Annotated in this window: 29 protein-coding genes; 25 read left to right on the top strand and 4 right to left on the bottom strand. The window is 70.6% G+C overall.

All coding sequences use genetic code 11. The features are described from left to right. From rplX to truA, 21 genes are all read left to right on the top strand, one after another. Complete coding sequence (gene rplX / locus ACQP00_RS49370) at nt 1-315, top strand: 50S ribosomal protein L24 (RefSeq protein ID WP_433210929.1); 315 nt, start codon at nt 1-3, stop codon at nt 313-315. Continuing rightward, complete coding sequence (gene rplE / locus ACQP00_RS49365; protein WP_433052447.1) at nt 315-878, top strand: 50S ribosomal protein L5; 564 nt, start codon at nt 315-317, stop codon at nt 876-878. Before rplX ends, rplE begins: the two co-directional genes overlap by 1 nt. Nucleotides 879-891: 13 nt before the next feature. Beyond that, nucleotides 892-1,077, top strand: coding sequence for a type Z 30S ribosomal protein S14 (locus ACQP00_RS49360; RefSeq protein ID WP_190249376.1), 186 nt, complete (start codon nt 892-894; stop codon nt 1,075-1,077). Between the two features lie 63 nt (nt 1,078-1,140). Continuing rightward, nucleotides 1,141-1,548: a 30S ribosomal protein S8 gene (rpsH, locus tag ACQP00_RS49355; RefSeq protein ID WP_433210927.1), complete on the top strand. Its 408-nt coding sequence runs from the start codon at nt 1,141-1,143 to the stop codon at nt 1,546-1,548. Nucleotides 1,549-1,561: 13 nt separating this feature from the next. Further along, nucleotides 1,562-2,104: a 50S ribosomal protein L6 gene (gene rplF / locus ACQP00_RS49350; RefSeq protein WP_433210925.1), complete on the top strand. Its 543-nt coding sequence runs from the start codon at nt 1,562-1,564 to the stop codon at nt 2,102-2,104. Next, complete coding sequence (rplR, locus tag ACQP00_RS49345) at nt 2,101-2,496, top strand: 50S ribosomal protein L18 (protein ID WP_433210923.1); 396 nt, start codon at nt 2,101-2,103, stop codon at nt 2,494-2,496. The genes rplF and rplR overlap by 4 nt, the downstream gene beginning before the upstream one ends. Before the next feature lie 12 nt (nt 2,497-2,508). Beyond that, nucleotides 2,509-3,135, top strand: a complete 627-nt coding sequence (gene rpsE, locus ACQP00_RS49340) for a 30S ribosomal protein S5 (protein WP_433052437.1) — start codon at nt 2,509-2,511, stop codon at nt 3,133-3,135. Nucleotides 3,136-3,137: 2 nt separating this feature from the next. Continuing rightward, nucleotides 3,138-3,320 carry a 50S ribosomal protein L30 gene (gene rpmD, locus ACQP00_RS49335; protein ID WP_433052434.1) on the top strand — a complete coding sequence of 61 codons (183 nt, stop codon included), beginning with the start codon at nt 3,138-3,140 and terminating at the stop codon, nt 3,318-3,320. A gap of 3 nt (nt 3,321-3,323) precedes the next feature. Further along, entirely contained in the window at nt 3,324-3,782 is a 459-nt protein-coding gene (gene rplO / locus ACQP00_RS49330; protein ID WP_433210921.1) for a 50S ribosomal protein L15, read from the top strand. Nucleotides 3,783-3,978: 196 nt separating this feature from the next. Then, on the top strand, nt 3,979-5,316 hold the full coding sequence (gene secY, locus ACQP00_RS49325; protein WP_433067053.1) for a preprotein translocase subunit SecY: 1,338 nt from the start codon (nt 3,979-3,981) through the stop codon (nt 5,314-5,316). Then, nucleotides 5,316-5,969 carry an adenylate kinase gene (locus tag ACQP00_RS49320; protein ID WP_433052428.1) on the top strand — a complete coding sequence of 218 codons (654 nt, stop codon included), beginning with the start codon at nt 5,316-5,318 and terminating at the stop codon, nt 5,967-5,969. Before secY ends, ACQP00_RS49320 begins: the two co-directional genes overlap by 1 nt. Before the next feature lie 22 nt (nt 5,970-5,991). Continuing rightward, nucleotides 5,992-6,843 carry a type I methionyl aminopeptidase gene (gene map, locus ACQP00_RS49315; protein ID WP_433210919.1) on the top strand — a complete coding sequence of 284 codons (852 nt, stop codon included), beginning with the start codon at nt 5,992-5,994 and terminating at the stop codon, nt 6,841-6,843. Between the two features lie 69 nt (nt 6,844-6,912). After that, nucleotides 6,913-7,401, top strand: coding sequence for a DUF1707 SHOCT-like domain-containing protein (locus ACQP00_RS49310; RefSeq protein ID WP_433210917.1), 489 nt, complete (start codon nt 6,913-6,915; stop codon nt 7,399-7,401). A gap of 188 nt (nt 7,402-7,589) precedes the next feature. Then, entirely contained in the window at nt 7,590-7,811 is a 222-nt protein-coding gene (gene infA, locus ACQP00_RS49305; RefSeq protein WP_007073013.1) for a translation initiation factor IF-1, read from the top strand. 85 nt (nt 7,812-7,896) lie between these two features. After that, on the top strand, nt 7,897-8,013 hold the full coding sequence (gene rpmJ, locus ACQP00_RS49300) for a 50S ribosomal protein L36 (RefSeq protein WP_014440745.1): 117 nt from the start codon (nt 7,897-7,899) through the stop codon (nt 8,011-8,013). Between the two features lie 171 nt (nt 8,014-8,184). Further along, nucleotides 8,185-8,565, top strand: coding sequence for a 30S ribosomal protein S13 (gene rpsM / locus ACQP00_RS49295; protein ID WP_223099067.1), 381 nt, complete (start codon nt 8,185-8,187; stop codon nt 8,563-8,565). 45 nt (nt 8,566-8,610) lie between these two features. After that, complete coding sequence (gene rpsK / locus ACQP00_RS49290) at nt 8,611-9,021, top strand: 30S ribosomal protein S11 (RefSeq protein WP_223099064.1); 411 nt, start codon at nt 8,611-8,613, stop codon at nt 9,019-9,021. Nucleotides 9,022-9,038: 17 nt separating this feature from the next. Then, nucleotides 9,039-9,665, top strand: a complete 627-nt coding sequence (gene rpsD, locus ACQP00_RS49285; RefSeq protein WP_223099061.1) for a 30S ribosomal protein S4 — start codon at nt 9,039-9,041, stop codon at nt 9,663-9,665. A gap of 85 nt (nt 9,666-9,750) precedes the next feature. Beyond that, a complete protein-coding gene (locus tag ACQP00_RS49280) occupies nt 9,751-10,773 on the top strand; it encodes a DNA-directed RNA polymerase subunit alpha (protein WP_350611890.1) in 1,023 nt (340 codons plus the stop codon). A gap of 28 nt (nt 10,774-10,801) precedes the next feature. Continuing rightward, nucleotides 10,802-11,326, top strand: coding sequence for a 50S ribosomal protein L17 (gene rplQ / locus ACQP00_RS49275; protein WP_433210915.1), 525 nt, complete (start codon nt 10,802-10,804; stop codon nt 11,324-11,326). 68 nt (nt 11,327-11,394) lie between these two features. Then, on the top strand, nt 11,395-12,204 hold the full coding sequence (gene truA / locus ACQP00_RS49270; protein WP_433210913.1) for a tRNA pseudouridine(38-40) synthase TruA: 810 nt from the start codon (nt 11,395-11,397) through the stop codon (nt 12,202-12,204). 170 nt (nt 12,205-12,374) lie between these two features. Here truA and ACQP00_RS49265 read toward each other — a convergent pair whose 3' ends face one another. Then, nucleotides 12,375-15,665 carry a hypothetical protein gene (locus tag ACQP00_RS49265; RefSeq protein ID WP_433210911.1) on the bottom strand — a complete coding sequence of 1,097 codons (3,291 nt, stop codon included), beginning with the start codon at nt 15,663-15,665 and terminating at the stop codon, nt 12,375-12,377. Between the two features lie 675 nt (nt 15,666-16,340). On the opposite strand from ACQP00_RS49265, the gene ACQP00_RS49260 reads away from it, so the two are divergent. From ACQP00_RS49260 to ACQP00_RS49245, 4 genes are all read left to right on the top strand, one after another. Next, nucleotides 16,341-16,943, top strand: a complete 603-nt coding sequence (locus ACQP00_RS49260; protein ID WP_433210909.1) for a class I SAM-dependent methyltransferase — start codon at nt 16,341-16,343, stop codon at nt 16,941-16,943. Between the two features lie 29 nt (nt 16,944-16,972). Then, the gene (locus ACQP00_RS49255; RefSeq protein ID WP_433210907.1) at nt 16,973-18,619 is read left to right on the top strand and encodes an ABC-F family ATP-binding cassette domain-containing protein; all 1,647 of its coding nucleotides are present in this window, start codon (nt 16,973-16,975) and stop codon (nt 18,617-18,619) included. Between the two features lie 52 nt (nt 18,620-18,671). Beyond that, nucleotides 18,672-19,472 (top strand): bifunctional hydroxymethylpyrimidine kinase/phosphomethylpyrimidine kinase, encoded by an 801-nt coding sequence (thiD, locus tag ACQP00_RS49250; RefSeq protein ID WP_433210905.1) that lies wholly within the window; start codon nt 18,672-18,674, stop codon nt 19,470-19,472. A gap of 144 nt (nt 19,473-19,616) precedes the next feature. Continuing rightward, nucleotides 19,617-19,862 (top strand): DUF2630 family protein, encoded by a 246-nt coding sequence (locus ACQP00_RS49245; RefSeq protein ID WP_433210903.1) that lies wholly within the window; start codon nt 19,617-19,619, stop codon nt 19,860-19,862. Between the two features lie 132 nt (nt 19,863-19,994). Here ACQP00_RS49245 and ACQP00_RS49240 read toward each other — a convergent pair whose 3' ends face one another. Genes ACQP00_RS49240 through nirB form a run of 3 tightly spaced genes read right to left on the bottom strand, consistent with a single transcriptional unit; the run spans nt 19,995 to nt 23,883 of the window. Beyond that, complete coding sequence (locus ACQP00_RS49240) at nt 19,995-21,101, bottom strand: uroporphyrinogen-III synthase (protein WP_433210901.1); 1,107 nt, start codon at nt 21,099-21,101, stop codon at nt 19,995-19,997. Beyond that, entirely contained in the window at nt 21,098-21,436 is a 339-nt protein-coding gene (gene nirD / locus ACQP00_RS49235; protein WP_433210899.1) for a nitrite reductase small subunit NirD, read from the bottom strand. Before nirD ends, ACQP00_RS49240 begins: the two co-directional genes overlap by 4 nt. After that, nucleotides 21,433-23,883, bottom strand: coding sequence for a nitrite reductase large subunit NirB (nirB, locus tag ACQP00_RS49230; protein WP_433210897.1), 2,451 nt, complete (start codon nt 23,881-23,883; stop codon nt 21,433-21,435). The genes nirD and nirB overlap by 4 nt, the downstream gene beginning before the upstream one ends. Nucleotides 23,884-23,958: the final 75 nt, after the last annotated feature.

Here is a 23,958-nt window from a genome sequence, read left to right as displayed (position 1 = left end):
ATGAAGGTCAAGAAGGGCGACACCGTCCTCGTCATCGCGGGCAAGGACAAGGGTTCCCGCGGCAAGGTCCTCGCCGCGCTTCCCCGCGAGGACAAGGTCCTCGTGGAGGGCGTGAACCGGGTCAAGAAGCACACCCGCATCCGCACCACCCAGCGGGGCTCGAAGACCGGCGGCATCGTGACGCAGGAAGCCCCGATCCACATCTCGAACGTGATGGTGATCGACTCGGACGGCAACGCGACCCGGGTCGGCTCCCGCGAGGACGAGAACGGCGTGAAGACCCGCGTGTCCCGCCGTTCCGGTAAGGAACTGTGATGACGACGGTCGAGAAGGTGAACCCGCGCCTCAAGCAGCGCTACCGCGACGAGATCGCCGGCGCGATGCGGGACCAGTTCAAGTACGACAACGTCATGCAGATCCCCGGCGTGGTGAAGGTCGTCGTGAACATGGGTGTCGGCGAGGCTGCTCGCGACTCCAAGCTCATCGACGGCGCGGTGCGCGACCTGGCCACCATCACCGGCCAGAAGCCGCAGGTCCGGCGGGCCACCAAGTCGATCGCGCAGTTCAAGCTGCGCGAGGGCATGCCGATCGGCGCCAAGGTCACCCTGCGCAACGACCGCATGTGGGAGTTCCTGGACCGCCTGCTGTCGATCGCGCTGCCGCGTATCCGCGACTTCCGCGGCCTCGACGGGCGCAAGCTCGACGGCAACGGCAACTACACGTTCGGTCTCACCGAGCAGTCGGTGTTCCACGAGATCGACCAGGACCGCATCGACCGGCCGCGAGGGATGGACATCACCGTGGTCACCACCGCCCGCACGGACGAGGAAGGTCGCGCGCTGCTCAAGCTGCTCGGCTTCCCCTTCCGTGAGAACTAGGGAGAACTGACCAATGGCGAAGAAGGCCCTTGTCCTCAAGGCCGCCGCGAAGCCCAAGTTCGCGGTCCGCGCGTACACCCGCTGCCAGCGCTGCGGCCGGCCCAAGGCCGTCTACCGCAAGTTCGGCCTGTGCCGCGTGTGCATCCGTGAGATGGCGCACCGTGGCGAACTGCCCGGCGTTTCCAAGGCTTCCTGGTAATCCTCCTTCGCCGCAGGCCCACCGACCCGGTGCGGAACCGCGGCGAGAAAGGCTGACAAACCCATGACCATGACCGACCCGATCGCAGACATGCTGACCCGTCTGCGCAACGCCAACCAGGCGTACCACGACCGGGTGTCGATGCCATATTCGAAGATCAAGGCGAACATCGCCGAGGTGCTCAAGTCCGAGGGCTACGTGTCCGCGTGGCTGGTTCAGGACCCGGAAGAGGGCAAGGTCGGCAAGACCCTTGTCGTCGACCTGAAGTACGGCCAGAACCGTGAGCGCAGCCTCGCCGGCATCCGCCGCGTGTCGAAGCCCGGCCTCCGCGTGTACGCGAAGTCGGTCGACATGCCGCGCGTGCTCGGCGGCCTCGGCGTGGCCATCATCTCGACGTCCCAGGGTCTGCTGACCGACAAGCAGGCTCGCAAGCGAGGGGTGGGCGGGGAAGTCCTCGCCTACGTCTGGTAAGGGAAGGCATCACATGTCTCGAATCGGACGTAAGCCGATCACGGTGCCCGCCGGTGTCGACATCAAGGTCGACGGCGCCCGCGTCACCGTCAAGGGCCCCAAGGGCGAGCTGAGCCACACCCTGGCCGAGCCGATCACGATCGAGCGGGCCGAGGACGGCACCTACAGCGTCGTCCGCCCGAACGACGAGCGGAAGTCCAAGGAGCTGCACGGCCTGTCGCGCACGCTGGTCTCCAACATGGTGATCGGCGTGACCGAGGGCTACCGCAAGAGCCTGGAGATCGCCGGCACCGGTTACCGCGTCACGGCCAAGGGCAGCGACCTCGAGTTCGCGCTCGGGTTCTCGCACCCGGTCCTCGTGACGCCGCCCCCCGGCATCACCTTCACGGTCGAGAAGCCGACGGTGTTCCACATCGCCGGCATCGACAAGCAGCAGGTCGGCGAGGTTGCCGCCAACATCCGCAAGATTCGCCCGCCGGAGCCGTACAAGGGCAAGGGCGTGCGGTACCAGGGCGAGGTCATCCGCCGCAAGGCCGGAAAGGCTGGTAAGAAATGAGCGCCACGCTGCTCAAGCGCCGCAACTCCGGCGGCGTTGCCGCCGCGCGCCGCACGGGGCGTGCTCGCCGGCACTTCCGCATCCGCAAGCACGTCGGTGGCACCGCCGAGCGTCCCCGCCTGGTGGTCACCCGCTCGCTTCGCAACATCACCGCGCAGATCGTCGACGACCTCAAGGGCCACACGCTGGCCTCGGCCTCGACGCTCGACGCGACCATCCGCGGCACCGACGGCGACAAGAAGGCGCAGGCCGCGAAGGTCGGCAAGCTCCTCGCCGACCGGGCCAAGGCCGCGGGTGTGGGCAAGGTCGTCTTCGATCGTGGTGGCAACAAGTACGCCGGCCGCATCGCGGCGCTGGCGGACGCCGCCCGCGAAGCCGGACTCGAGTTCTAAGGAGAAACGTTCATGCCTGGTCCTCAGCGCAGGGGCGGCGGGTCCGGTAACACCCAAGAAGGTGGTGGCGGCCGTCGCGAGAATCGTCGTGAGGGAGGCGGCCGCGGCAACGCGCCCGCCGAGAAGACCCCGCACCTCGAGCGGGTCGTCGCGATCAACCGCGTCGCCAAGGTCGTGAAGGGTGGTCGTCGCTTCAGCTTCACCGCCCTGGTGATCGTCGGCGACGGCGACGGCACGGTCGGCGTCGGCTACGGAAAGGCCAAGGAGGTGCCCGCGGCCATCGCCAAGGGCGTCGAGGAGGCCAAGAAGCACTTCTTCAAGGTCCCGCGGCTCGCGGCGTCCATCCCGCACCCGGTGATCGGCGAGGACGCGGCCGGTGTGGTGCTGCTCAAGCCGGCCTCCGCCGGTACGGGCGTCATCGCCGGCGGCCCGGTCCGCGCCGTCCTGGAGTGCGCGGGCATCCACGACGTGCTCTCCAAGAGCCTCGGCTCCTCCAACGCCATCAACATCGTCCACGCGACGGTGGCGGCGCTGAAGAAGCTCGAGTCCCCGGAGGCCGTGGCCGCGCGCCGTGGCCTGCCGGTCGAGGATGTCGCGCCGGCCGCCATGCTGGCCGCGCGCGCCGGGGCGGGGGCATAGCCATGGCCCGTCTCAAGGTGACCCAGATCCGGTCCGAGATCGGCGGCAAGCACAACCAGCGCGAGACGCTGCGCTCGCTGGGCCTGAAGCGGATCCGCGACGTGGTCGTCAAGGAGGATCGCCCGGAGATCCGCGGCATGATCCACACCGTGTCGCACCTCGTCACGGTGGAAGAGGTGGAGTAACTCATGACGATCAAGCTGCACCACCTGCGGCCGGCCCCCGGCGCCAAGACCGAGAAGACCCGTGTGGGTCGCGGTGAGGGCTCCAAGGGCAAGACCGCCGGTCGTGGTACCAAGGGTTCCAAGGCCCGCAAGAACATCTCGGCGGCGTTCGAGGGTGGTCAGATCCCCCTGCACATGCGCCTGCCGAAGATGAAGGGCTTCCGGAACCGCAACCGCATCGAGTTCCAGGTTGTGAACCTTGCACGCCTCGCGGAGCTGTTCCCGCAGGGCGGCACGGTCGGCGTGGCCGAGCTGGTCGACGCCGGCGCCGTGCGCAAGGGCGAGCTCGTCAAGGTCCTCGGCGACGGGGAGCTCGGCGGGGTGAACCTGCAGGTCAGCGCGCACAAGTTCAGCGCGTCGGCCAAGGAGAAGATCGAGGCGGCCGGCGGCTCTGTCAAGCTGCTCGGCGGCGACTCGGAATAGAGCGCTATCGTGGCGTCCACCACCGTGGTGGGCGCCACGCGGCGCATCCAAAGCCGGACGTGATGTGCCCCGGACATCCTGTTAGAGTCCGTTGCGCAGTAACACGCTCGACTCAATCGCACGGCCCAGTCACACGCACCACCCGGACCCCACCTCGTCGGCCGAACGACCGGCCGCCTTGCGCAGGAGGATGAAGTTGCTCTCCGCCTTTGTTAGTGCGTTCCGAACGCCTGACCTGCGCAAGAAGATCTTGTTCACGTTGCTCATGATCGGCGTGTACCGGCTCGGCGCGACCCTGCCCAGCCCGGGCGTCAGCTACGGCAACGTGCAGAAGTGCCTCAACATCGTCGAGAACAGCAAGGACAACCAGGTCTTCACCCTGTTGAACCTGTTCTCCGGTGGGGCACTGCTCCAGCTGTCGGTGTTCGCGCTGGGCATCATGCCCTACATCACCGCGAGCATCATCCTGCAGCTGCTGACGGTGGTGATCCCGCGCCTCGAGCAGCTCCGCAAGGAGGGCCAGTCCGGCCAGGCGAAGATCACGCAGTACACGCGCTACCTGACCCTCGGCCTCGGCATCCTGCAGGCCTCGGCGTTCGTCGCCCTGGCGCGGTCCGGCCAGCTCTTCGGCGGCGCGTGCGACCAGTCGCAATACCCGATCATCCCGGACACCGGCCGCATCCCGATGTGGCTCACGCTGACCTGCCTGGTCGTCACCATGACCGCCGGCACCGGCGTCATCATGTGGCTGGGTGAGCTGGTCACCGACCGCGGCGTCGGCAACGGCATGTCGGTCCTCATCTTCACCTCGATCGCGGCCCGGCTCCCGCTCGAGGGCATCCAGATCTGGCAGGACAACAAGACCACGTTCTTCGTGATCGTCGGCCTGGCGGTCGTCGTCATCGCCTTCGTGGTCTTCCTCGAGCAGGCCCAGCGGCGCATCCCGGTGCAGTACGCGAAGCGGATGATCGGCCGGCGCATGTACGGCGGCACCTCGACCTACATCCCGCTGAAGGTCAACCAGGCGGGTGTCATCCCGGTCATCTTCGCCTCGTCGCTGCTCTACATCCCGCAGCTGATCACCTCGTTCGCCGGCACCGACTCGACGAACAAGACGATCCTGTGGATCAACCGGAACATCGTGCCGCAGAACAGCGCCTGGCACATCTCGATCTACTTCCTGCTGATCATCTTCTTCACCTACTTCTACGTGTCCATCACCTTCAACCCGACCGAGGTGGCGGACAACATGCGCAAGTACGGTGGATTCGTCCCCGGCATCCGCCCGGGCAAGCCCACCGCCGAGTATCTTGACTTCATCCTCAGCCGCATCACCCTTCCCGGCGCGCTCTACCTGGGCATCATCTCGATCCTGCCCAACCTGCTCATCGGGATCGTGGGCGGCGGGCAGGCTCTGCAGAACTTCCCGTTCGGTGGCACCGCGGTCCTCATTATTGTTGGTGTGGGCCTCGAGACGGTGAAGCAGATCGAGAGCCAGCTGATGCAGCGCAACTACGAAGGGTTCCTCCGGTAGTGAGGCTGGTGCTGGTAGGTCCCCCCGGGGCGGGCAAGGGGACCCAGGCCGAGTACATCGCCGCGCACCTCGCCGTGCCCAAAATCTCCACCGGCGACATCTTCCGGGCCAACGTCGGGCAGGGCACCCCGCTCGGCGTGGAGGCCAAGCGGTACATGGACGCGGGGCAGCTGGTGCCGGACGAGGTCACCATCAACATGGTGTCCGACCGGCTCAGCGAGGGCGACGCGACCGACGGCTTCCTGCTCGACGGCTTCCCCCGCACGGTCCCGCAGGCCAACGCGCTGGACAAGCTGCTGGCCGACCTCGGCACCGGGCTCGACATCGTGCTCGAGCTCGTGGTCGAGAACGAAGAGGTCATCCGCCGGCTCTCGGGCCGGCGGACCTGCCGTGGCTGCGGCAAGATCTGGCACATCGAGTTCGACGCGCCGACGCACGACGGGGTCTGTGACCGGTGCGGCGGCGAGCTCTTCCAGCGCGACGACGACAAGGCCGAGACCATCGCCGAGCGGCTGAAGGTCTACGCGCGCGACACGTCGCCGCTGGTGGACTACTACGGCGCACAGGGCAAGCTGGTGGGCATCGACGCGACGGGTCCCGTGGAGGACATCACCGTGCGCGCGATCGACGCCCTCCGTTCCTACGGCGCCTGAGCGCCGGCGGAAAGTACGTTTCATGGCCGCACACCATCAGGTCGAGATCGAGCTCAAGACGCCCGAGCAGATCGGCGCCATGCGCCGCGCCGGGGTCGTCGTGGCCGACGCCCTGGCCCGCATGCGCAACGCCGTCACGCCCGGGATCTCCACCGCCGAGCTGGACCGGATCGCCGAGGAGACCATCCGGGCCGCCGGCGCGGTGCCGAGCTTCAAGGGGTACCACGGCTATCCGGCATCCATCTGCTCGTCCGTGAACGACCAGGTCGTGCACGCGATCCCGAGTCCGCGGCAGGTGCTGCGCGAGGGGGACCTCATCTCCATCGACTGCGGCGCCGACCTCGACGGGTGGCACGGGGACGCGGCGATCACGGTCGGCGTGGGGACGGTACACCCGGATCTGCTTCGCCTTGTGCGAGTCGCCGAGGACGCCATGTGGGCCGGCATCGCCGCCGCCGCCCGTGGGGCGCGGACGGGCAAGGGCCGGCTGACCGACATCTCCTTCGCCATTCAGTCCACGGTCCGCAAGGCGGGTCGCTACGGCATCGTCGAGGGCTATGGCGGGCACGGCATCGGCAGCGCCATGCACCAGGACCCGTTCGTGCAGAACTCCGGCCGGCCGGGCAAGGGCCCGATGCTGCGCCCGGGCATGGCGCTCGCCATCGAGCCCATGATCACCCGGGGCAAGCCGAAGGTCGCCGAGCTCGACGACGGCTGGACGGTCGTCACGGTGGACGGCTCGGTCGCGGCCCACGTCGAGCACACGATGGCCTTCTGCGAGGACGGCGTGTGGGTGCTGACCGCCCATGACGGGGGTCGCGCCCGCCTCGGCGACCTGGTGACGGCCCGTGAGCCCGTAGGAGCCTCGGAGTAGGGGAAACTCCGGGGTGGAACCGCCGTGCGGACGAATGCGATGCTGTGTGCAGTGTCCGAAGGGGGAGCGGTGGCAGACCGGCGGGAAGACCTGCGCGCGGCCGATGTGGACCGGCAGTTCGTGGCGGAGCGCCTCAAGGCGGCGCTCGACGAGGGCCGGCTGTCGCTCGGCGAGTACGACGATCGGCTCAAGGAGACCTACGCCGCCCGCACCTACGGCGACCTGGACGGCATCCTCAAGGATCTGCCCGGCTTCCACCCGACCGGCGGCTCGCAGCTGGAGCCCAAGGCGCCCCTGGCCGACACCCGGGACGAGCGCGGCGACGCCGAGCGCGGCAACCCGAAGTGGCTGGTCGGCATCTGGAGCGCCTGGCTCGTGGCCGTCTCGGTCAACGTGGTCATCTGGGCCCTGGTCAGCCTGTCCGCCGGCACGCCGGTCTACTTCTGGCCGATGTGGGTCGCGGGCCCGTGGGGCGCCGTGCTGCTCGCCTCGACGTTCTCCGTCAAGGTGCTCGGGAAGGACCCGCCGGAGAGCCAGCGGCGCTACCGTGACAGTTAGACGCCCCCGATTTGGTGAGAAGGCGTCCCACGCGTAGACTTGCCCATTGGCGCAAAGCGTCCACTCCGGCATGCCTCCACGCGCTTCTAGTGGTATGTCCGGAGCCGCGGCTGGCTCAGGGGTTTCGTGACCTCTGAGAAAAGGATGCGAGCGTCGACCACCAGACCCGATGTCAGGTAGCGGAGGACATGCCGAAGAAAGACGGGGCCATCGAGATCGAGGGCCGAGTGATCGAGCCACTTCCGAACGCGATGTTCCGGGTGGAGCTCGCCAATGGCCACAAGGTCTTGGCGCACATCAGCGGCAAGATGCGGCAGCACTACATCCGCATCCTGCCCGAGGACCGTGTTGTCGTGGAGCTCTCGCCCTACGACCTCACTCGCGGGCGCATCGTCTACCGCTACAAGTAATCGGTGTCGGTACCCAGATAACGGTCGGGTTCTGTCGTGCCCGCTCGCGGGAGCGAGCGCGTGCGCAGCGAGAGTTAGGCAAACCGTGAAGGTCAAGCCGAGCGTCAAGCGGATCTGCAACAACTGCCGGGTCATCCGGCGGCATGGCCGGGTCATGGTCATCTGCAGCACTGACCCGCGCCACAAGCAGCGCCAGGGCTGAGTCCCTAGCACCGCGAGCTTTTTGTTTCGCCCGTTCCAGCCTCGGGCGGCCCCGCCGTAACGGCGTGGCGTGCGTGGGGCTGCACCCCTGGTCGGAGGCCAGGGCCCGTCTGTGGGCAGACGGGAGTGGAGCGGGCACAGACCTCCGCACACTTGAGGAGCACGCCCACTTATGGCACGTCTCGTCGGTGTCGACCTCCCGCGCGACAAGCGCACGGAGATCGCACTTACCTACATCTTCGGCATCGGGCGCACGCGCGCTGTCGAGACCCTGGCCGCCACTGGCATCGACCCGAACAAGCGGGCCCGGGACCTGACCGATGAAGAGGTCGTGCAGCTGCGCGACCACATCGAGGCCAATTACAAAGTTGAAGGTGACCTTCGCCGCGAGGTCCAGGCGGACATCCGCCGCAAGGTTGAGATCGGCTGCTACGAGGGCATCCGGCACCGCAAGGGCCTGCCCGTGCGCGGTCAGCGCACCCGGACCAACGCGCGCACCCGCAAGGGTCCGAAGCGCACGGTCGCCGGCAAGAAGAAGCCGGGCAAGAAGTAACCGCCGGTTCGAGATCTCAGAAACGAATCTAGGAGCGCATAGAGAATGCCGCCGAAGGCTCGCGCCGGTGGGGCCGCTGTCAAGAAGGTCCGGCGCAAGGAACGCAAGAACGTCGCCCACGGGCAGGCGCACATCAAGAGCACGTTCAACAACACCATCGTGTCGATCACTGACCCGACCGGTGCTGTCATCTCCTGGGCCTCCGCCGGCCAGGTGGGTTTCAAGGGCTCGCGCAAGTCGACCCCGTTCGCCGCGCAGCTGGCCGCCGAGGCCGCCGCTCGTCGCGCGATGGAGCACGGCATGCGCAAGGTCGACGTCTTCGTGAAGGGTCCCGGCTCCGGCCGCGAGACCGCGATCCGCTCGCTGCAGGCCGTCGGCCTGGAGGTCGGGCAGATCTCCGACGTCACCCCGCAGCCGCACAACGGCTGCCGTCCGCCGAAGCGCCGCCGGGTCTAAGGGAAGAGACAGAGAACATGGCTCGCTATACAGGTGCCGACTGCCGCCGTTGCCGGCGCGAGAAGATGAAGCTGTTCCTCAAGGGCAGCAAGTGCGACGGGCCGAAATGCCCGTTCGAGTCGCGTCCCTTCCCGCCCGGCCAGCACGGCCGCGGCCGGCCGAAGGAGACCGAGTACCTCCTGCAGCTGCGCGAGAAGCAGAAGGCCCGCCGCATCTACGGCGTGCTCGAGCGTCAGTTCGCCGGCTACTACGAGGAGGCCGTCTCCAAGCCGGGCAAGACCGGCGAGGAGCTGCTGCGCATCCTCGAGTCGCGGCTGGACAACGTCGTGTACCGCGCCGGCCTCGCGTCGTCGCGTGACATGGCCCGCCAGCTGGTGAAGCACGGCCACATCGTGGTCAACGGCCGGAAGGTCGATATCCCGTCGTACCGTCTGCGCGAGCACGACATCGTGCAGGTGCGCGAGAAGTCGCGGGAGCTCACCCCCTTCCAGGTCGCGCAGGGCCTCGCGGGCAGCAAGACCGTCCCGGCGTGGCTGGAGTTCATCCCGAGCGAGTTCAAGGTCCTGGTGCACAGCCTGCCGGCCCGGCAGGTCATCGACACCCAGGTCCAGGAGCAGCTCATCGTCGAGCTCTACAGCAAGTAGCTCTACCTGTCGGCCGGGGCCGCGAGGCCCCGCCGACCCGGAGCGCGTCAAATAGCGGGCGCGCAACGAACTGGAGGAACCAGAAGTGCTCATCTCCCAGCGGCCCAGCCTCGCCGAAGAGTCGATCAGCGAGGTCCGGTCCAAGTTCACCATCGAGCCCCTCGAGCCGGGCTTCGGGTACACCCTCGGCAACTCGCTGCGGCGTACCCTGCTCAGCTCGATCCCCGGCGCGGCGGTGACGAGCATCAAGATCGACGGCGTGCTGCACGAGTTCACCACGATCCCCGGTGTCAAGGAGGACGTGGTCGAGCTCGTCATGAACATCAAGGAGCTGTGCGTCAGCTCCGAGCTCGACGAGCCGGTCTCGATGTACCTGCGCAAGCAGGGCCCCGGCGACGTCACCGCGGGCGACATCCAGCCCCCGGCCGGCGTCTCCGTGCACAACCCCGACCTCAAGCTGGCCACGCTCAACGGCAAGGGCCGCCTCGACATGGAGCTCACGGTCGAGCGGGGCCGCGGTTACGTCACGGCGAACCAGAACAAGCAGCAGGGCCAGGAGATCGGGCGCATCCCGGTCGACTCGATCTACTCGCCGGTGCTCAAGGTGACGTACCGCGTCGAGGCGACCCGTGTCGAGCAGCGCACCGACTTCGACCGGCTCATCATCGACGTCGAGACCAAGGCGTCGCTGACCCCGCGTACCGCGCTGGCCTCGGCCGGCTCGACGCTGGTGGAGCTGTTCGGCCTGGCGCGCGAGCTGGACGAGACCGCCGAGGGCATCGACATCGGCCCGTCGCCGCAGGACGCGCAGCTCGCGGCCGACCTGGCGCTGCCGATCGAGGAGCTGGACCTGACCGTCCGCTCGTACAACTGCCTCAAGCGCGAGGGCATCAACTCCGTGGGCGAATTGATAAGCCGTACGGAAGCAGACCTCCTCGATATAAGGAATTTCGGTCAGAAGTCGATCGACGAGGTCAAGATGAAGCTCGCCGGGATGGGCCTGGGTCTGAAGGACTCCGCCCCGACGTTCGACCCGGCCCACGTCGTGGACTCCTTCGCCGAGGTGGACTACGACGCCGACGACTACCGCGAGACCGAGCAGCTGTAACCGCTGCTGTATTAGAGGAGTCCCGAGAATGCCCACGCCCACCAGAGGTCCCCGCCTCGGCGGCAGCCCCGCGCACGAGCGGCTGATGCTGGCGAATCTCGCCACGTCGCTGTTCAAGCACGGTCGCATCACCACCACCGAGACGAAGGCCAAGCGGCTGCGCCCGCTCGCCGAGCAGCTCATCACCAAGGCCAAGCGCGGCGACCTGCACGCGCGCCGTCAAGCGCTCTCCGTGGTGCGGGACAAGGACGTGGTGTTCCAGCTGTTCGACCAGATCGCGCCGCGGTTCAGCAACCGTCCGGGTGGCTACACCCGCATTGTGAAGACGGGCCCCCGCAAGGGCGACGCCGCTCCGATGGCGATCATCGAGCTGGTCGAGGAGCTCGAGGTGGCCGCCGCTCCCAAGGCGCCGCGCAAGACCGCCCGCAAGGCCGCCAAGGCCGACTCGATCGCGGTTCTCGCCGGTGACGACGACGCGGACGAGACCCCGGTCGCGGCCAAGTCCGCGGACGAGGGCGACGCCGAGGCGAAGGACGAAGAGACCAAGGCCTGATCACCGGCCACGGTTCGACGGCCCGGCACCCTTCACGGGGTGCCGGGTCTTCCTTTTTGGAGTACCGCATGAGCGTCCGCATTCGCCTCGACGTCTCCTACGACGGGACGGACTTCTCCGGGTGGGCCGTGCAGCCGGGCCGCCGCACGGTCGCCGGCGAGCTCCAGGCGGTCCTGGAGCGGCTCTTCGGCACGGTCGAGGGGATGACCGTGGCCGGTCGCACCGACGCCGGGGTGCATGCCACGGGGCAGGTGTGCCACGTCGACGTGCCGCCTTCCCGTTGGGAAATGCTGGAAGCCTCGCTTGTACGCAAACTCGCCGGGCTGCTGCCGCAAGACGTCCGCGTGCTCGCGGCGCGGGCGGTGCCTGCCGAGTTCGACGCGCGCTTCTCGGCGTTGGCGCGGCGGTACGAGTACCGGGTGACCGACGCCCCCTTCGGCGCCGAGCCCCTCCGCCGGCGGGACACCCTCGCCTGGCCGCGCCCGCTCGACCTGGCACTGCTGAACGCGGCCGCGGCCGGGCTGGTGGGCGAGCACGACTTCGCGGCGTTCTGCCGGCGGAAGGAGCATGCCAGCACGATCCGGGCGGTGAGCCGGATGGACTGGCGGCGCGAGCCGGACGGGACCGTGGTGGCGACTGTGGCGGCGGACGCGTTCTGCTGGTCGATGGTGCGCAGCCTGGTGGGGGCGCAGTTGGTCGCGGGGGATGGGCGGCGGGAGACGGGTTGGCCGGGGTCGCTGCTGACGCGGACGGTGCGGGCCGACGAGGTGGTGGTGGCGCCGGCGCATGGGTTGACGCTGGTTGAGGTGACCTATCCGGCCGATGCCGCGGCGCTGCTGGCTCGGGCGGAGCTGACGCGGCGGCGGCGGGACCTCTAGGCCGCTTAAGTCAGGCCTGATCCCTAGTTCGATAACCCGGGCGCTGGCACGGCTGGATCTTGGACCGATAATTCCGGCGGTGGCGGGACCTCTAGTCCGATAAGTCGGGCGCTGGCGCGCCGCGACTTATCGGAAATTTCAACATCCGCGCGGAATGTCCGGATCGATGATCAGCTCGGCTGCGTGTTCGGCAGTGAGGCGGCCGGGGTCGCCTCGGGCTGGATGATCGAGCGGTTCTCGATGATCCCGTTGTCCAGGTAGGTCTCGACGATGTCGTACGTGATCTGGTTCGGGTACGCGTCGCCCTGCGCGAAGTTGTTGCCGTCCACTCGGGCGATCACGCAGTACGTGATGAAATGGCCCTTGTAGTTCCATCCCAGCTGCGTGGGTGCCCGCACCAGCGCGTCGGTCCCGGTGCCCGCGCCGACGCTCATCCCGGCGAAGCGGCCTTTCTGCCCGTCGACGATCGGCTTGATCCCGTCGAAGGTCTTGGCCGCCACCTGCTCGCTGCTGACGTTGAAGATGCCCGCCGTGATGAGGTACTCCTCGGTCGGCGACTTCATCGTGGCCCGCACGACCTCCGTGCAGCCCGCCCCGGCCAGCAGCGTCGCCAGCTCCTCGGTCGCCGCGACCTTGCAGTCCTTGTCGGCGCGCGTGGTGAGAATGACGTACGGCGGCTCGTTCGGCGCCGCGACAATGTTGTTGCTCGGGAACACCTCGGCCTCGGACAGCGGCTTGGGGTCCACGTCCCGGCTACTGATGTCCCGCTTCTTCGGCGCCGACGTCTGACTCGACTTGGCTGAGTCAGGTCCGTTCTTCTCGTCCTTGAGAATGAACCAGGTCCCCACACCACAGGCCCCGAGCACGACCACGACCGCGATCACGCTGAGCATGGCCACCCACCGATGCGGCCGCGGCCCGCTGGGACGCACCGGATCGATCACCGTCCGCGGCCGATCCAGCCGATCGGGCGCCGAGCTGCGGCGCTTGGTCCCCCCAGAAGTGAATTCGCCGGTACCGCGCGAGCGCCGACGAACCTCGGAAGGCTCGTCATACGGCTCGTACGGCATATCGTCATCGAGCGCGCGCCGCTGCTGCGGAGGCTCGTCGTACCGCCCCCGCATGGCCTCCTGACGCCGCCGCACCCCGGTGTCATCCCGGCGCGCGGTATCAGGCGCGGCGGCGGCCTCAAACCCGGCCCGCGACCGCCGCCCGGTGTCCTCAAAGCCACGCTCATCGTCTTCGTACGCCGAGCGCCCCCTCCGCCCACCCCGCGGATCCTCCCCGGGGCGGAACATGGTGGTCTCACCGGCATAGGGCGCACCACTGCGGGGCCCATCATCGTCGTACGCGCGGCCACGCCCACCACGCGCCCCGTCGTCCTCAAACCCGCGCCCGCCCCGAGAACCGTTGCGCGGGCTGTCGTCTTCGAAGGCCCGCCCGCCCCGCGACCCGTTACGCGGCGCGTCGTCCTCGATGGCCCGTCCGCCGCGCGACCCGATGCGCGGCGCGTCGTCCTCAAGGGCCCGTCCGCCGCGGGTGCCGTTGCGGGGGCTGTCGTCGTCGAGGCTGTTGGGCGGGGCGCCGTAGACGCCGGCGGAGCCGTTGGCGCGGGTGCCGTTGGCGCCGCGTTGACGCCGCACGCCCGTGTCATCGCCGGGTCGGAACATCGTCGTCTCGCCGGCGTAGAGCGCGCCCTCGCCGCTGCCGTTGCGGCGCACCTCGGGGTCGTCCGCGGCCGCGCGACGGCGGCCACCGGTCACGTCACCGGTGCGCGGGTCGTCGGCGGCGCGGCGGCGTCCACCACCGGCCACGTCGCCCGTGCGCTCGGCACCGAAGCCGCCCGTGCGGTCGCCGGCGCGGGTGCCGACATCGCCGGTTCGGGAGCCGCGCGTGCCGATGTCGCCCGTGCGTGCGCCGAGGTCGCCGGTGCGGGAGCCTCGTGTGCCGACGTCGCCGGTGCGTGTGCCCAGGTCGCCGGTTCGTGAGCCTCGCGTGCCGATGTCGCCGGTGCGCGGGTTGACCTCGCCGGTGTGGGAGGCCGGGTCACCCGCGAAGGCGGCGGGTTGCTCGGCGGCCGCGCGGCGGGCTCGTCGAGCGGCGCCACTCGTCGGGGAGGAGTCGGGCCGCATGTTGGGGAAGATCGGGACCAGCGGCGGCGGGTCGTCGGTAGTCGGCGGGGCCGCGGCCAGTTCGGCGAGCGGCTTGATGATCGGGGTGAGCTCCGGCCCGTGGTCGTACGAGTCGCCGTCCCGCTCCCGGGCCCGTCGGCGGCCCCGCGAGTCGTCGGCGCCGGTGTCGCCGTAGCCGCCCGCTGCGCCGGTGCTGCTGCCGTAGGTGCCGTTGGCGCCCGCCGTGCCCGCGCCGCCGTAGGTGCCCGCCGCGCCGGTGCTGCCGTAGCCGCCCGCCGTGCCGGTGCTGCCGTAGGTACCGTTGGCGCCCGCTGCGCTGCGTGGGCTGGCGGTGGTGCTGCCGTAGGTGCCGGTCGAGGGGGCGTCGCCGTAGCCGCCTGATGCGCTGCGGGAGCCGATGCCGGGCGAGGTGGCGCCGGTGCCGTAGGCGCTGTCGGCGGGGGAGCCGTACGTGGTCGAGCTGGGGAGCTGTTGGTCGAGCGGGGGGCGGGCGGGGGGAGCGGTGCGGCCGTACACGCCGCTGGGGGAGTCGTCGTCCTGGGCCCGGCGGCGGCCGGGGGTGCCGGTGGCGTCCGGGGTCGACCAGCCGTCGACGTTGGCCGGGCGGGACGGTGGCGGGGCCGGGGGCAGGGAGCCGGGGCCGAACACGCCGCTGGGGGAGTCCTCGCGGGAACGGCGGCCCCGGGTGTCACCCGTGCGGGGTTCGCGCAGGTCGCCCGTCCGGGGGTCACCGGTCCGGGCGTCGCTGCGTGACGGGCGCTTGATCGCGGTGGTGCGGTCGAAGGAGGCCGCGCGCTCGGAAGTGCCCGAACGCTCCATGCGGCCAGGTCCGTCGAAAGCCCGCTCGCTCGTTCCCGAACGCTCCATCCGCGAGGGGCCGTCGAAGGCGCGCTCGGAGGTGCCGGAGCGCTCCATGCGGCCAGGAGCGTCGGAGGAAGAGCGGCCGGGACCGTCGAAGGCGCGCTCGGAGGTGCCGGAGCGCTCCATGCGGCCCGCAGGGTCGGACGAAGAGCGGCTCGGGCCGTCGAACGGGCGGCCGGGGGCGTCGGAAGAAGAGCGGCCGGGTCGGTCGAAGGCGCGTTCGGAAGTGCCCGAGCGCTCCATGCGGCCGGGGGCGTCGAAGGAGCGTCCTTCGGGGGAGCGGCCGGGGCCGTCGAAGGAGTCGAATGGGGGAGCGTCGTACGGGTCGGGGGGCGGCGCTGAGAAGGGGTCCGGCTCGCCCCGGCCGCTGCCGCGGAGGCCGGCCAGCCAGTTGTCGGCTTCGTCCGCCTCGTCCCGGCGGAACGAGTCGGATCGCCGCTTCCGGCGCTGCTCGTCCCGAGAAGTCATGTCGCACAGGGTAGCCGACGTGGCCGGGCGGTGGCTTGTCGGCGATGTTTCGCACAATCCGATCGGGTGGCCGTCCAAACGACCCGTCACCTGCGTATGGACGCAGCGTTGCCCGGCGGTGCCAACCTGGTCAGGCATCGACGCACCCGGTGACGCTGAGGCTAAGAGCAACACTCCTGGTCAGGACGCCGACACCCAAGGCGGCAACGAACCGGGGGTCAGCGCAACCCAGTCACGCAACGTCACCGGTCGGGCACCGCGGAAACCGACGACCCGGCGAACGGCCCAGCGGAAGACCGGGCGGCGCAAGCGGGCGAGAGTCCAGGCGGCGCAGACGGGCGGCAGTCCGGCGGTGCGCGCGGGCAAAGTGCGGGCGGGCGGAGAAGTGGGCGGCGCCGGCGCGGAAGAGTCGGCGGGCGGAAGAGCCGGCGGGCGGAAGAAGTGGGCGGTGCGGGCGGGCGGAAGAAGTGGGCGGTGCGGGCGGCCGGCGCGACGGACGGAAGACCGGGCGGCCCGGGCGGACGGGCGGCGCGGCCGAAAGAGCGGCGGGCGGAAAAGGTGGGTGCGCGGAAGACCCGGGCGCGTGCGGGCACGCTGAACGTGAGGCGGGCGGCGGGCGAGTGGAAGAGCGGGCGTGCGGGACAATCAACCCAAGCGCGATCGGAGGCGGCAATCTTGGCAGGCGAGCACTACTTCTCAGCCGACCCCGCGGTCGCGCACGAGCGGCACGAGGTCGTGTTCGAGGCGCTCGGCCGGGAGTTCCGCCTCGCCTCGGCGTCGGGAGTGTTCTCGTGGAGCCGGCTCGACCCGGGGACCGCGACCCTGCTCGCCGAGGCACCCCTGCCCGACGCCGGGACCGAGGGGGCGCTGCTCGACCTCGGCTGCGGATATGGGCCCATTGCCGCTGTGCTGGCCACCGCTGCGCCGAAGGCCATCGTGTACGCCGTGGACGTCAACCAGCGGGCGCTGGAGCTCGCGCGGGAGAACACCGTCGGCAAGAACGTCGTCACCGCTGAGCCGGACGGCGTGCCGGAGACTGTCGGATTCGCGCAGATCTGGTCCAACCCGCCGATCCGGATCGGTAAGCCCGAGCTGCACGCGTTGCTGTTGCGGTGGCTGCCGCGGCTCGCGGCCGGAGGGGTTGCGTGGCTGGTCGTGGGCAAGAATCTCGGCGGGGACTCGCTGCAGCGCTGGCTCGAGGAGCAGGGGTTCGCGGCCGAGCGGTACGCCAGTCGCAAAGGGTTCAGGGTGTTGCGGGTCGAAAAACCTCTTTCGTGAGGTACCGCTGCCGCATGAAGCTTTGATGCGTGGGATATGTGGACGTCGCAGGGGTCGGGCACACGCTGCCGGACGGTCGTGAGCTCTTCTCCGAGGTTTCGTTCCGGGTCGGCGAAGGCGCGAAGGTGGCGCTGGTCGGGCCGAACGGTGCCGGCAAGACGACCCTGCTGAAGATGGTGGCCGGCGACCTGCCGGTGCACGAGGGCGCGGTCGCGCGCTCCGGTGGGCTGGGGATCATGCGGCAGTTCATCGGCATGATCGGGGACGATCGGACGCTCGGTGACCTGGCGCTGGAGCTGGCCCCGCCGCGCCTGGCCGAGGTCGGGCGGCGGCTGCACGCGGCCGAGGTCGCCATGCACGCGAAGGGCGACGAGAAGGCGCAGCTCAAGTACGCCAATGCGCTGGCCGCGTGGGGCGAGGCGGGCGGGTACGACGCGGAGGTCCTCTTCGACACGGCCAGTGTCGCCGCGCTCGGGCTGCCGTGGGACGAGACCCGGGAGCGGCCGGTGCGCACGCTTTCCGGCGGGCAGCAGAAGCGGTTCGCGCTGGAGTTGCTCCTGCGCGGGGAGGACGAGGTGCTGCTGCTGGACGAGCCGGACAACTTCCTGGACGTGCCGGGGAAGCGCTGGCTCGAGGAGCGCCTGCGGGAATCCTCGAAGAGCGTGCTCTATGTGTCGCACGACCGTGAGCTGCTGGCCCAGTCGGCCGACCGGGTCGTCGCGGTCGAGGGCGGCTCGGCGTGGGTGCACCCCGGCGGGTTCGCGTCCTGGCACGAGGCCCGCAGCGCGCGGCACGAGCGGCTGGACGAGCTGCGCCGGCGCTGGGACGAGGAGCACGAAAAACTCAAAGCCCTTGTCCTCATGTACCGCACGAAAGCCGCCTACAACGACGGTCTCGCCTCGCGGTACCAGGCCGCCCAGACCCGCCTGCGCAAGTTCGAGGAGGCCGGCCCCCCGCCGGAGCCGCCGAAGGACCAGAACATCCGGATGCGACTCTCCGGCGGCCGTACGGCCAAACGCGCCGTCATGTGCGAGCAGCTGGAGCTCGACGGGCTGACCTACCCGTTCGACCTGGAAATCTGGTACGGCGACCGCGTGGCAGTCCTCGGCGGCAACGGCACCGGCAAGTCGCACTTCCTGCGGCTGCTGGCCCGCGGCGGCTCCGACCCGGACGGCCCGCAGATCAACGCCGAGCTCACCCCGGTGGCCCACGGCGGCCGGGTACGCCTCGGCGCGCGCGTCCGGCCGGGCCACTTCTCGCAGACCCACGACCGCCCCGAGCTGCTGGACAAGACCCTCGCCGAAATCCTCTGGCGGGGCGACGACTGGCGCACCGGCCTGCCGCGGCCGCAGGCGATGCCGGCCCTCGGGCGGTACGAGCTCGCGGCCCAGGCCGACCAGCGCTTCGGCACCCTGTCCGGCGGGCAGCAGGCCCGGTTCCTGGTCCTGCTGCTGGAGCTGTCCGGGGCGACCCTGCTGCTGCTCGACGAGCCGACCGACAACCTGGACCTGGCCAGCGCCGAGGCGCTCGAGGTAGGGCTAGCGGCGTTCGACGGCACGGTGGTCGCGGTGACCCATGACCGCTGGTTCAGCCGCTCCTTCGACCGCTACGTCCTCTTCCGCGCCGACGGCGAGGTCGTAGAAGTGCCAGAACCAGTCTGGGAAGGCCGCGGCTAGAACGGACTGCTTGTGCGGGCGTTGGGTCACCCTGCGTGGTGACCTATCGGCCGTGGAGCCGACTGTTGTTCTCACCATCGGAGCGTCTGACTCCTCCGGCGGCTCGGGCCTGCAGGCCGACCTGCGTACCTTGGCCGCGCTCAGGATGCACGGCGCCTCGGTGGTGACCGCGGTGCTCTCGCGCAATACGCGGGACACGGCCGACCTCTTCGCGCAGCCGACCAACGTGGTCACCGCGCAGCTCGCCAGCGTGCTGGAGGATCTGCCGGTGGCCGCGGTGAAGACGGGCATCCTGCCGACGCCGGAGACGGCGGTGGCGATCGCCGCCCGCGCCCGCACGGGGGCGTTGCCCAACCTGGTGGTGGATCCGGTGCTCACGGCGGCGGAGGGCTCGCGGCGGGGGCTCATCGCGGCGTACGAGCGGCTCCTGCCCCACACCACGGTCCTCACCCCGAACCGTGAGGAGGCGTCGGCCCTGCTCGGCTGGCAGGTCGCCACCCCGCGGGACATGGCGGCGGCGGCCGAACAGCTCGCCGCCCGCGGCCCGCGCTGCGTCGTGGTCACCGGCGGCGACTTCGCGGCCGGCGGGGACGCGATCGACGTGGTCTGGCTGGAGGGCGAGGCCCGGCTGCTGCAGAGCCCGCGGATCGCCAGCCGCAACACCGACGGCAGCGGCGCCACCTTCGCCACCGCGGTGGCCGCGCGCCTGGCCGCCGGGGACGAGGCGGACGCCGCGGTCGCCTGGGCCAAGGGCTTCGTCGGCCGCGCGATCGGCGACGCCTCCGAGTGGCGCATCGGCGGCGGCACCGGCCCGATCGACCAGTTCGGCTGGTCCGCCCTCACCCTGCGCTGAGCCCAACGCCCAACGCCCAACGCCCAACGCCCAACGCCCAACGCCCAACGCCCAACGCCGGAGCTCACCCTGCGCCGAGCGTCACAGCGCAACGCCGGAGCTCACCCTGCGCCCGCGCCCAAGACGTGGTGGATGATGCATGCCATGGACGAGAAGACGCTGATCCACCAGATCTCCACCCTGGTCGACGAGGAGCACAAGCTCCGCACCCAGCTGCAGGCGGGCAAGATCACCGAGCAGGACGAGCACGACCGCCTGCGCGCTGTTGAGGTGCAGCTCGACCAGCTGTGGGACCTCATGCGCCGGCGCCGGGCGGCCAAGTTGCAGGGCGTCTCGCCCGACGAGGTCCAGGCGCACTCCGCCGACGAGGTAGAGCACTACCTCCAGTAACGTGCTGCCGCACGTAGACCCGGTGCGGTGTTGAGGGGGCGTGGGTGGAGCTTGCTCCCCCACTGTCTTTCAGGACATAACGCGGTATACCCCGCTGCTAGGGCGCCCTTACCGGGCTGACACCTTCCGGTGCTAGTCGACGCGCAGGCGGTAGCCCCGCTTCACCACGGTCTGGACGAAGGAAGAGCCGCCCAGGGCCGCCCGCAGCCGGGCCACCGCCATCTCCACCGCGTGCTCGTCGGCGCCCCGCGGGAGTTCGCGCAGCAGGGCGGCCCGGGACAGCACACGGCCCGGGGAGGCGGCCAGCGCCCGCAGGACCGCCATCGGGCCCGGGGCGAGTGGCTTCAGGGTGCCGTCGATGATGGCCGCGTGCCCGCGCAGGGTCACCGCCGCGCCCGCGACCTGCAGGGTGGGCGAGCGCTTGGGCAGCTCGTCCACCAGGATGCGGACCAGCGCGCCCAGGCGGGCCCGGGACGGCGCGGCCACCGGCACGCCGAGGCGCTGCAGGGGCGCCGCGGTCACCGGGCCCACGCAGGCGGCGAGCACGTCCGTCCGCAGCGCCTCCAGCACGTCCGGGGCCTCCGGGCCGGCCACCCGCAGCAGCGAGCTGACCGCCGGGGCCGACGTGAAGGTGACCGAGTCGACCAGGCGCGAGCAGATCAGGTCGACGAGGCGGCGGAGGGGGGCGGGGTCGACCGGGGGCGCCCAGCGGTACACCGGAATCTCCACGACGATCGCGCCCGCGTCCCGCAGCGCCGTGGTGAACTCCGGGTGCGGCTCGCCGTGCAGTTGCAGGGCGATGCGCCGGCCCCGGATCCCGCCCGGGAAGCCGCCCGAGATCAGGTAGTCGAGCACCTCGTCGCAGCTCTCGGTGTCCGGGGACCAGTTCTCCAGCATCCCGGCGGCGCGGACGGCGCCCTTGGCCTTGGGGCCGCGGGCGATCAGGTACGCCTGGCCGAGCCGGATGCGCAGCGCCTCGCCCAGGCCCCAGCCCTCGGCCGCCTCGATCCAGCCGCGCAGCCCGATGCCGGTCGTGGCGATCACGATGTCCGGGGCGATGTCGACGCACGACACGGTCGCCGCCTTGAGCTCGGTGTCGTCGGCCACCGGCACGATCCGCAGCGCCGGGGCGAGCACCACCCGGGCCCCGCGCCGCTCCAGCAGGGCGCTGAGCTCGTCACGGCGCCGGTCGGCGGTCACGGCCACCGTGAAGCCGGCCAGAGGCGTGTCCTCGCTCACGCCGGCTCCCTCAACAGCGAAGCGATCTCTACCATGCCGTCGTTGACGCGCACGGAGTACACCGGAACCCTGACTCCGGGCTCGTCGAGGCACTCGCCGGTGGTCAGGTCGTAGGCCTGCTTGTGCATCGGCGAGGCCACCACCGGGCGGTCGCCGCGGCTGCCGACGATCCCCCGGGAGAGCACGGCCGCGCCGCTGATCGGGTCGACGTTGCCGATGGCGTAGAGCCCGCCGTCGAAGACGCGGAAGAGCGCGACCTGTTCGCCGCCGACGAGGGCGGCCACCCCGCGATCCGGCTCCAGCCGGAGGTACGGGCATACGGCAGTCCAGTTCACGGGCGCGCTCCTAGGACGACGGGGACCGGTTGTCCGCGTTCGGAAACGAAGGAGATCGTCGGGTCGGGGGTGCCGGGGGCGTTGACGAACGACACGAACCGCGCCAGCCGCTCCGGGTCCTCGACCGTCGCCCGCCACTCGTCCACGTACGACGAGACGTGGCGGGCCATCATGGCGTCGAGCTCTTCGGCGATGCCGAGGGAGTCCTCGACGATCACCGCGCGCAGGTAGTCCAGGCCGCCCTCCAGCCCCTCGACCCAGGCCGAGGTGCGCTGCAGGCGGTCGGCGGTGCGGATGTAGAACATCAGGAACCGGTCGACCAGGCGGATCAGCTCCGCGGTCGAGAGGTCCGCGGCGAGCAGGTCGGCGTGGCGGGGCCGGAAGCCGCCGTTCCCGCCGACGTAGAGGTTCCAGCCCTGGTCGGTCGCGATGACGCCGAAGTCCTTGCCCTTGGCCTCGGCGCACTCGCGAGCGCACCCGGACACCGCGGACTTGATCTTGTGGGGGGCGCGCAGCCCGCGGTACCGCAGCTCCAGCTCGATGGCGAGCGCGACCGAGTCCTGCACGCCGTACCGGCACCAGGTCGAGCCGACGCAGGACTTCACGGTGCGCAGCGCCTTGCCGTAGGCGTGCCCGGACTCGAACCCGGCCGCGACCAGCCGGCCCCAGATCGCCGGGAGCTGCTCGACCCGGGCCCCGAGCAGGTCGATGCGCTGCCCGCCGGTGATCTTCGTGTACAGGTCGAAGTCCCGCGCCACCTCACCGATCACGATCAGCTTCTCCGGCGTGATCTCGCCGCCCGGGATGCGCGGGACGACCGAGTAGGTGCCGTTGCGCTGGATGTTGGCCAGGAAGTGGTCGTTGGTGTCCTGCAGCGAGGCCTGCTCCCCCTCCAGCACATAGTCGTTGTGCAGCGAGGCGAGGATCGAGGCGACCGTCGGCTTGCACACGTCGCAGCCGCGCCCGCGGCCGTGGCCGGCGATCAGCTCGGAGAAGGTCCGGATCTCCCGGATGCGCACGATGTCAAAAAGTTCGGCGCGGCTGTACTCGAAGTGCTCGCACAACGCCTTCGAGGCCACGACACCCTGCTGCCCGAGGATCTTCTTCAGCAGCGGAACGCAGGACCCGCAGCTGGTCCCGGCCCGCGTGCACTCCTTGAGCGCGGCGACGTCCGTGCAGCCGTCCGCGATCGCGGCCACCACCTGGCCCTGGGTGACCGCGTTGCAGCTGCACACCTGGGCCTCGGCGGGCAGCGCGACGTCGGCCTGGGCGGCGTCCCCGGCCAGCAGGGCGAGCGGGTGGCCGGGCAGCCGGCCGCCGACGCTCGCGCGCAGCGTCGGATAGGCGCTCGCGTCGCCGACCAGGATTCCGCCGAGCAGCGTCTGGGCGTCGTCGGAGAGCACGAGTTTGGCGTAGCGCCCGTTGGCCGGGTCGAGGTACACCACGTCGAGCAGATCCTCGCGCAGCGCGTCGCCGAAGCTGGCCACGTCGACCCCGAGCAGCTTGAGCTTGGTCGACGTGTCCGCGCCGGGGAACTCGGCCGCACCCCCGAGCAGCCGGTCGGCGACCACCTCGGCCATCGCGTACCCGGGCGCGACCAGCCCGTAGCAGCGCCCGCCGATCTCGGCGCACTCGCCGATGGCGTAGATCGCCGGGTCCTCGGTGCGGCAGCCGGCGTCGACGACCACGCCCCCGCGCGCCCCCACGGGCAGCCCGGCCGCCCGGGCCAGCTCGTCGCGGGGTCGGATGCCGGCCGCGACCACCACGATGTCGGCGGGCACGTGGGCGCCGTCGGAGAGCGTGAGGCCGAGCCGGCCGCTGGGCGCGGTCGCGCGGATCGCGGTCGTGCCGGCGCCCAGGTGCACGCGCACGCCGAGGTCCTCGACGTAGCGGCGCAGCACCGCCCCGCCGGCCGCGTCGACCTGCATCGGCATGAGCCGCGGGGCGAACTCGATCACGTGCGTCCGCAGCCCGAGCAGCCGCAGCGCGTTGGCCGCCTCCAGGCCCAGCAGCCCGCCGCCGATCACCGCCCCGACCTCACGCCCCCGCGCGTGCTCGCGGATCGCGTCGAGGTCGTCGAGCGTGCGGTACACGAAAACGCCTTGTTGTTCGACCCCGCTGATCGGCGGGACGAAGGCCGACGAGCCCGTCGCCAGGACCAGGGCGTCATAGGTGTACTCCCCGTGCGCCGTCACCACCCGCCGCGCACCCCGGTCGACGGCGAGGACCGGCTCGCCGAGGCGGAGGTCCACCCCGGCCGGCACGTCGTAGGTCAGCTCGGCGGCGGAGACCCCGTCGAAGTACGCCGAGAGCCGCACCCGGTCGTAGGCCGAGCGCCCCTCCTCGGCCAGCACCGTGACCTGCCAGCGGCGCTCCGGATCGCGCGCGGCCAGCGCCTCGGCGAACCGGTGCCCGACCATGCCGTGGCCGACCACGACCACTTTCATCGACGAACCTGATTCTGCCACCGCTTCGGACATGGCCAAAAGGCTGCCGAAGACCGGTTTCGCCGCTAAGTCCCG

Origin of the sequence: Dactylosporangium sp. CS-047395 (genome assembly GCF_050942185.1) — a bacterium.
GTDB lineage: Bacteria > Actinomycetota > Actinomycetes > Mycobacteriales > Micromonosporaceae > Dactylosporangium.
Note: the sequence above shows the minus strand (reverse complement) of the source record. Positions and strands in the feature narration are given on the sequence as shown.

Bases quoted from the DNA above. Each gene is read 5' to 3' on its own strand.
- rplF (WP_433210925.1), top strand. From the start codon at position 1,562: ATGTCTCGAATCGGACGTAAGCCGATCACGGTGCCCGCCGGTGTCGAC.
- rplO (WP_433210921.1), top strand. From the start codon at position 3,324: ATGACGATCAAGCTGCACCACCTGCGGCCGGCCCCCGGCGCCAAGACC.
- truA (WP_433210913.1), top strand. From the start codon at position 11,395: ATGAGCGTCCGCATTCGCCTCGACGTCTCCTACGACGGGACGGACTTC.
- rplX (WP_433210929.1), top strand. From the start codon at position 1: ATGAAGGTCAAGAAGGGCGACACCGTCCTCGTCATCGCGGGCAAGGAC.
- map (WP_433210919.1), top strand. From the start codon at position 5,992: ATGGCCGCACACCATCAGGTCGAGATCGAGCTCAAGACGCCCGAGCAG.
- rplQ (WP_433210915.1), top strand. From the start codon at position 10,802: ATGCCCACGCCCACCAGAGGTCCCCGCCTCGGCGGCAGCCCCGCGCAC.
- rpsK (WP_223099064.1), top strand. From the start codon at position 8,611: ATGCCGCCGAAGGCTCGCGCCGGTGGGGCCGCTGTCAAGAAGGTCCGG.
- rpsE (WP_433052437.1), top strand. From the start codon at position 2,509: ATGCCTGGTCCTCAGCGCAGGGGCGGCGGGTCCGGTAACACCCAAGAA.
- rpsH (WP_433210927.1), top strand. From the start codon at position 1,141: ATGACCATGACCGACCCGATCGCAGACATGCTGACCCGTCTGCGCAAC.
- ACQP00_RS49360 (WP_190249376.1), top strand. From the start codon at position 892: ATGGCGAAGAAGGCCCTTGTCCTCAAGGCCGCCGCGAAGCCCAAGTTC.
- infA (WP_007073013.1), top strand. From the start codon at position 7,590: ATGCCGAAGAAAGACGGGGCCATCGAGATCGAGGGCCGAGTGATCGAG.
- rpsM (WP_223099067.1), top strand. From the start codon at position 8,185: ATGGCACGTCTCGTCGGTGTCGACCTCCCGCGCGACAAGCGCACGGAG.
- rpmD (WP_433052434.1), top strand. From the start codon at position 3,138: ATGGCCCGTCTCAAGGTGACCCAGATCCGGTCCGAGATCGGCGGCAAG.
- nirB (WP_433210897.1), bottom strand. From the start codon at position 23,883: ATGAAAGTGGTCGTGGTCGGCCACGGCATGGTCGGGCACCGGTTCGCC.
- rplE (WP_433052447.1), top strand. From the start codon at position 315: ATGACGACGGTCGAGAAGGTGAACCCGCGCCTCAAGCAGCGCTACCGC.
- rpsD (WP_223099061.1), top strand. From the start codon at position 9,039: ATGGCTCGCTATACAGGTGCCGACTGCCGCCGTTGCCGGCGCGAGAAG.
- rplR (WP_433210923.1), top strand. From the start codon at position 2,101: ATGAGCGCCACGCTGCTCAAGCGCCGCAACTCCGGCGGCGTTGCCGCC.
- ACQP00_RS49245 (WP_433210903.1), top strand. From the start codon at position 19,617: ATGGACGAGAAGACGCTGATCCACCAGATCTCCACCCTGGTCGACGAG.
- ACQP00_RS49265 (WP_433210911.1), bottom strand. From the start codon at position 15,665: ATGACTTCTCGGGACGAGCAGCGCCGGAAGCGGCGATCCGACTCGTTC.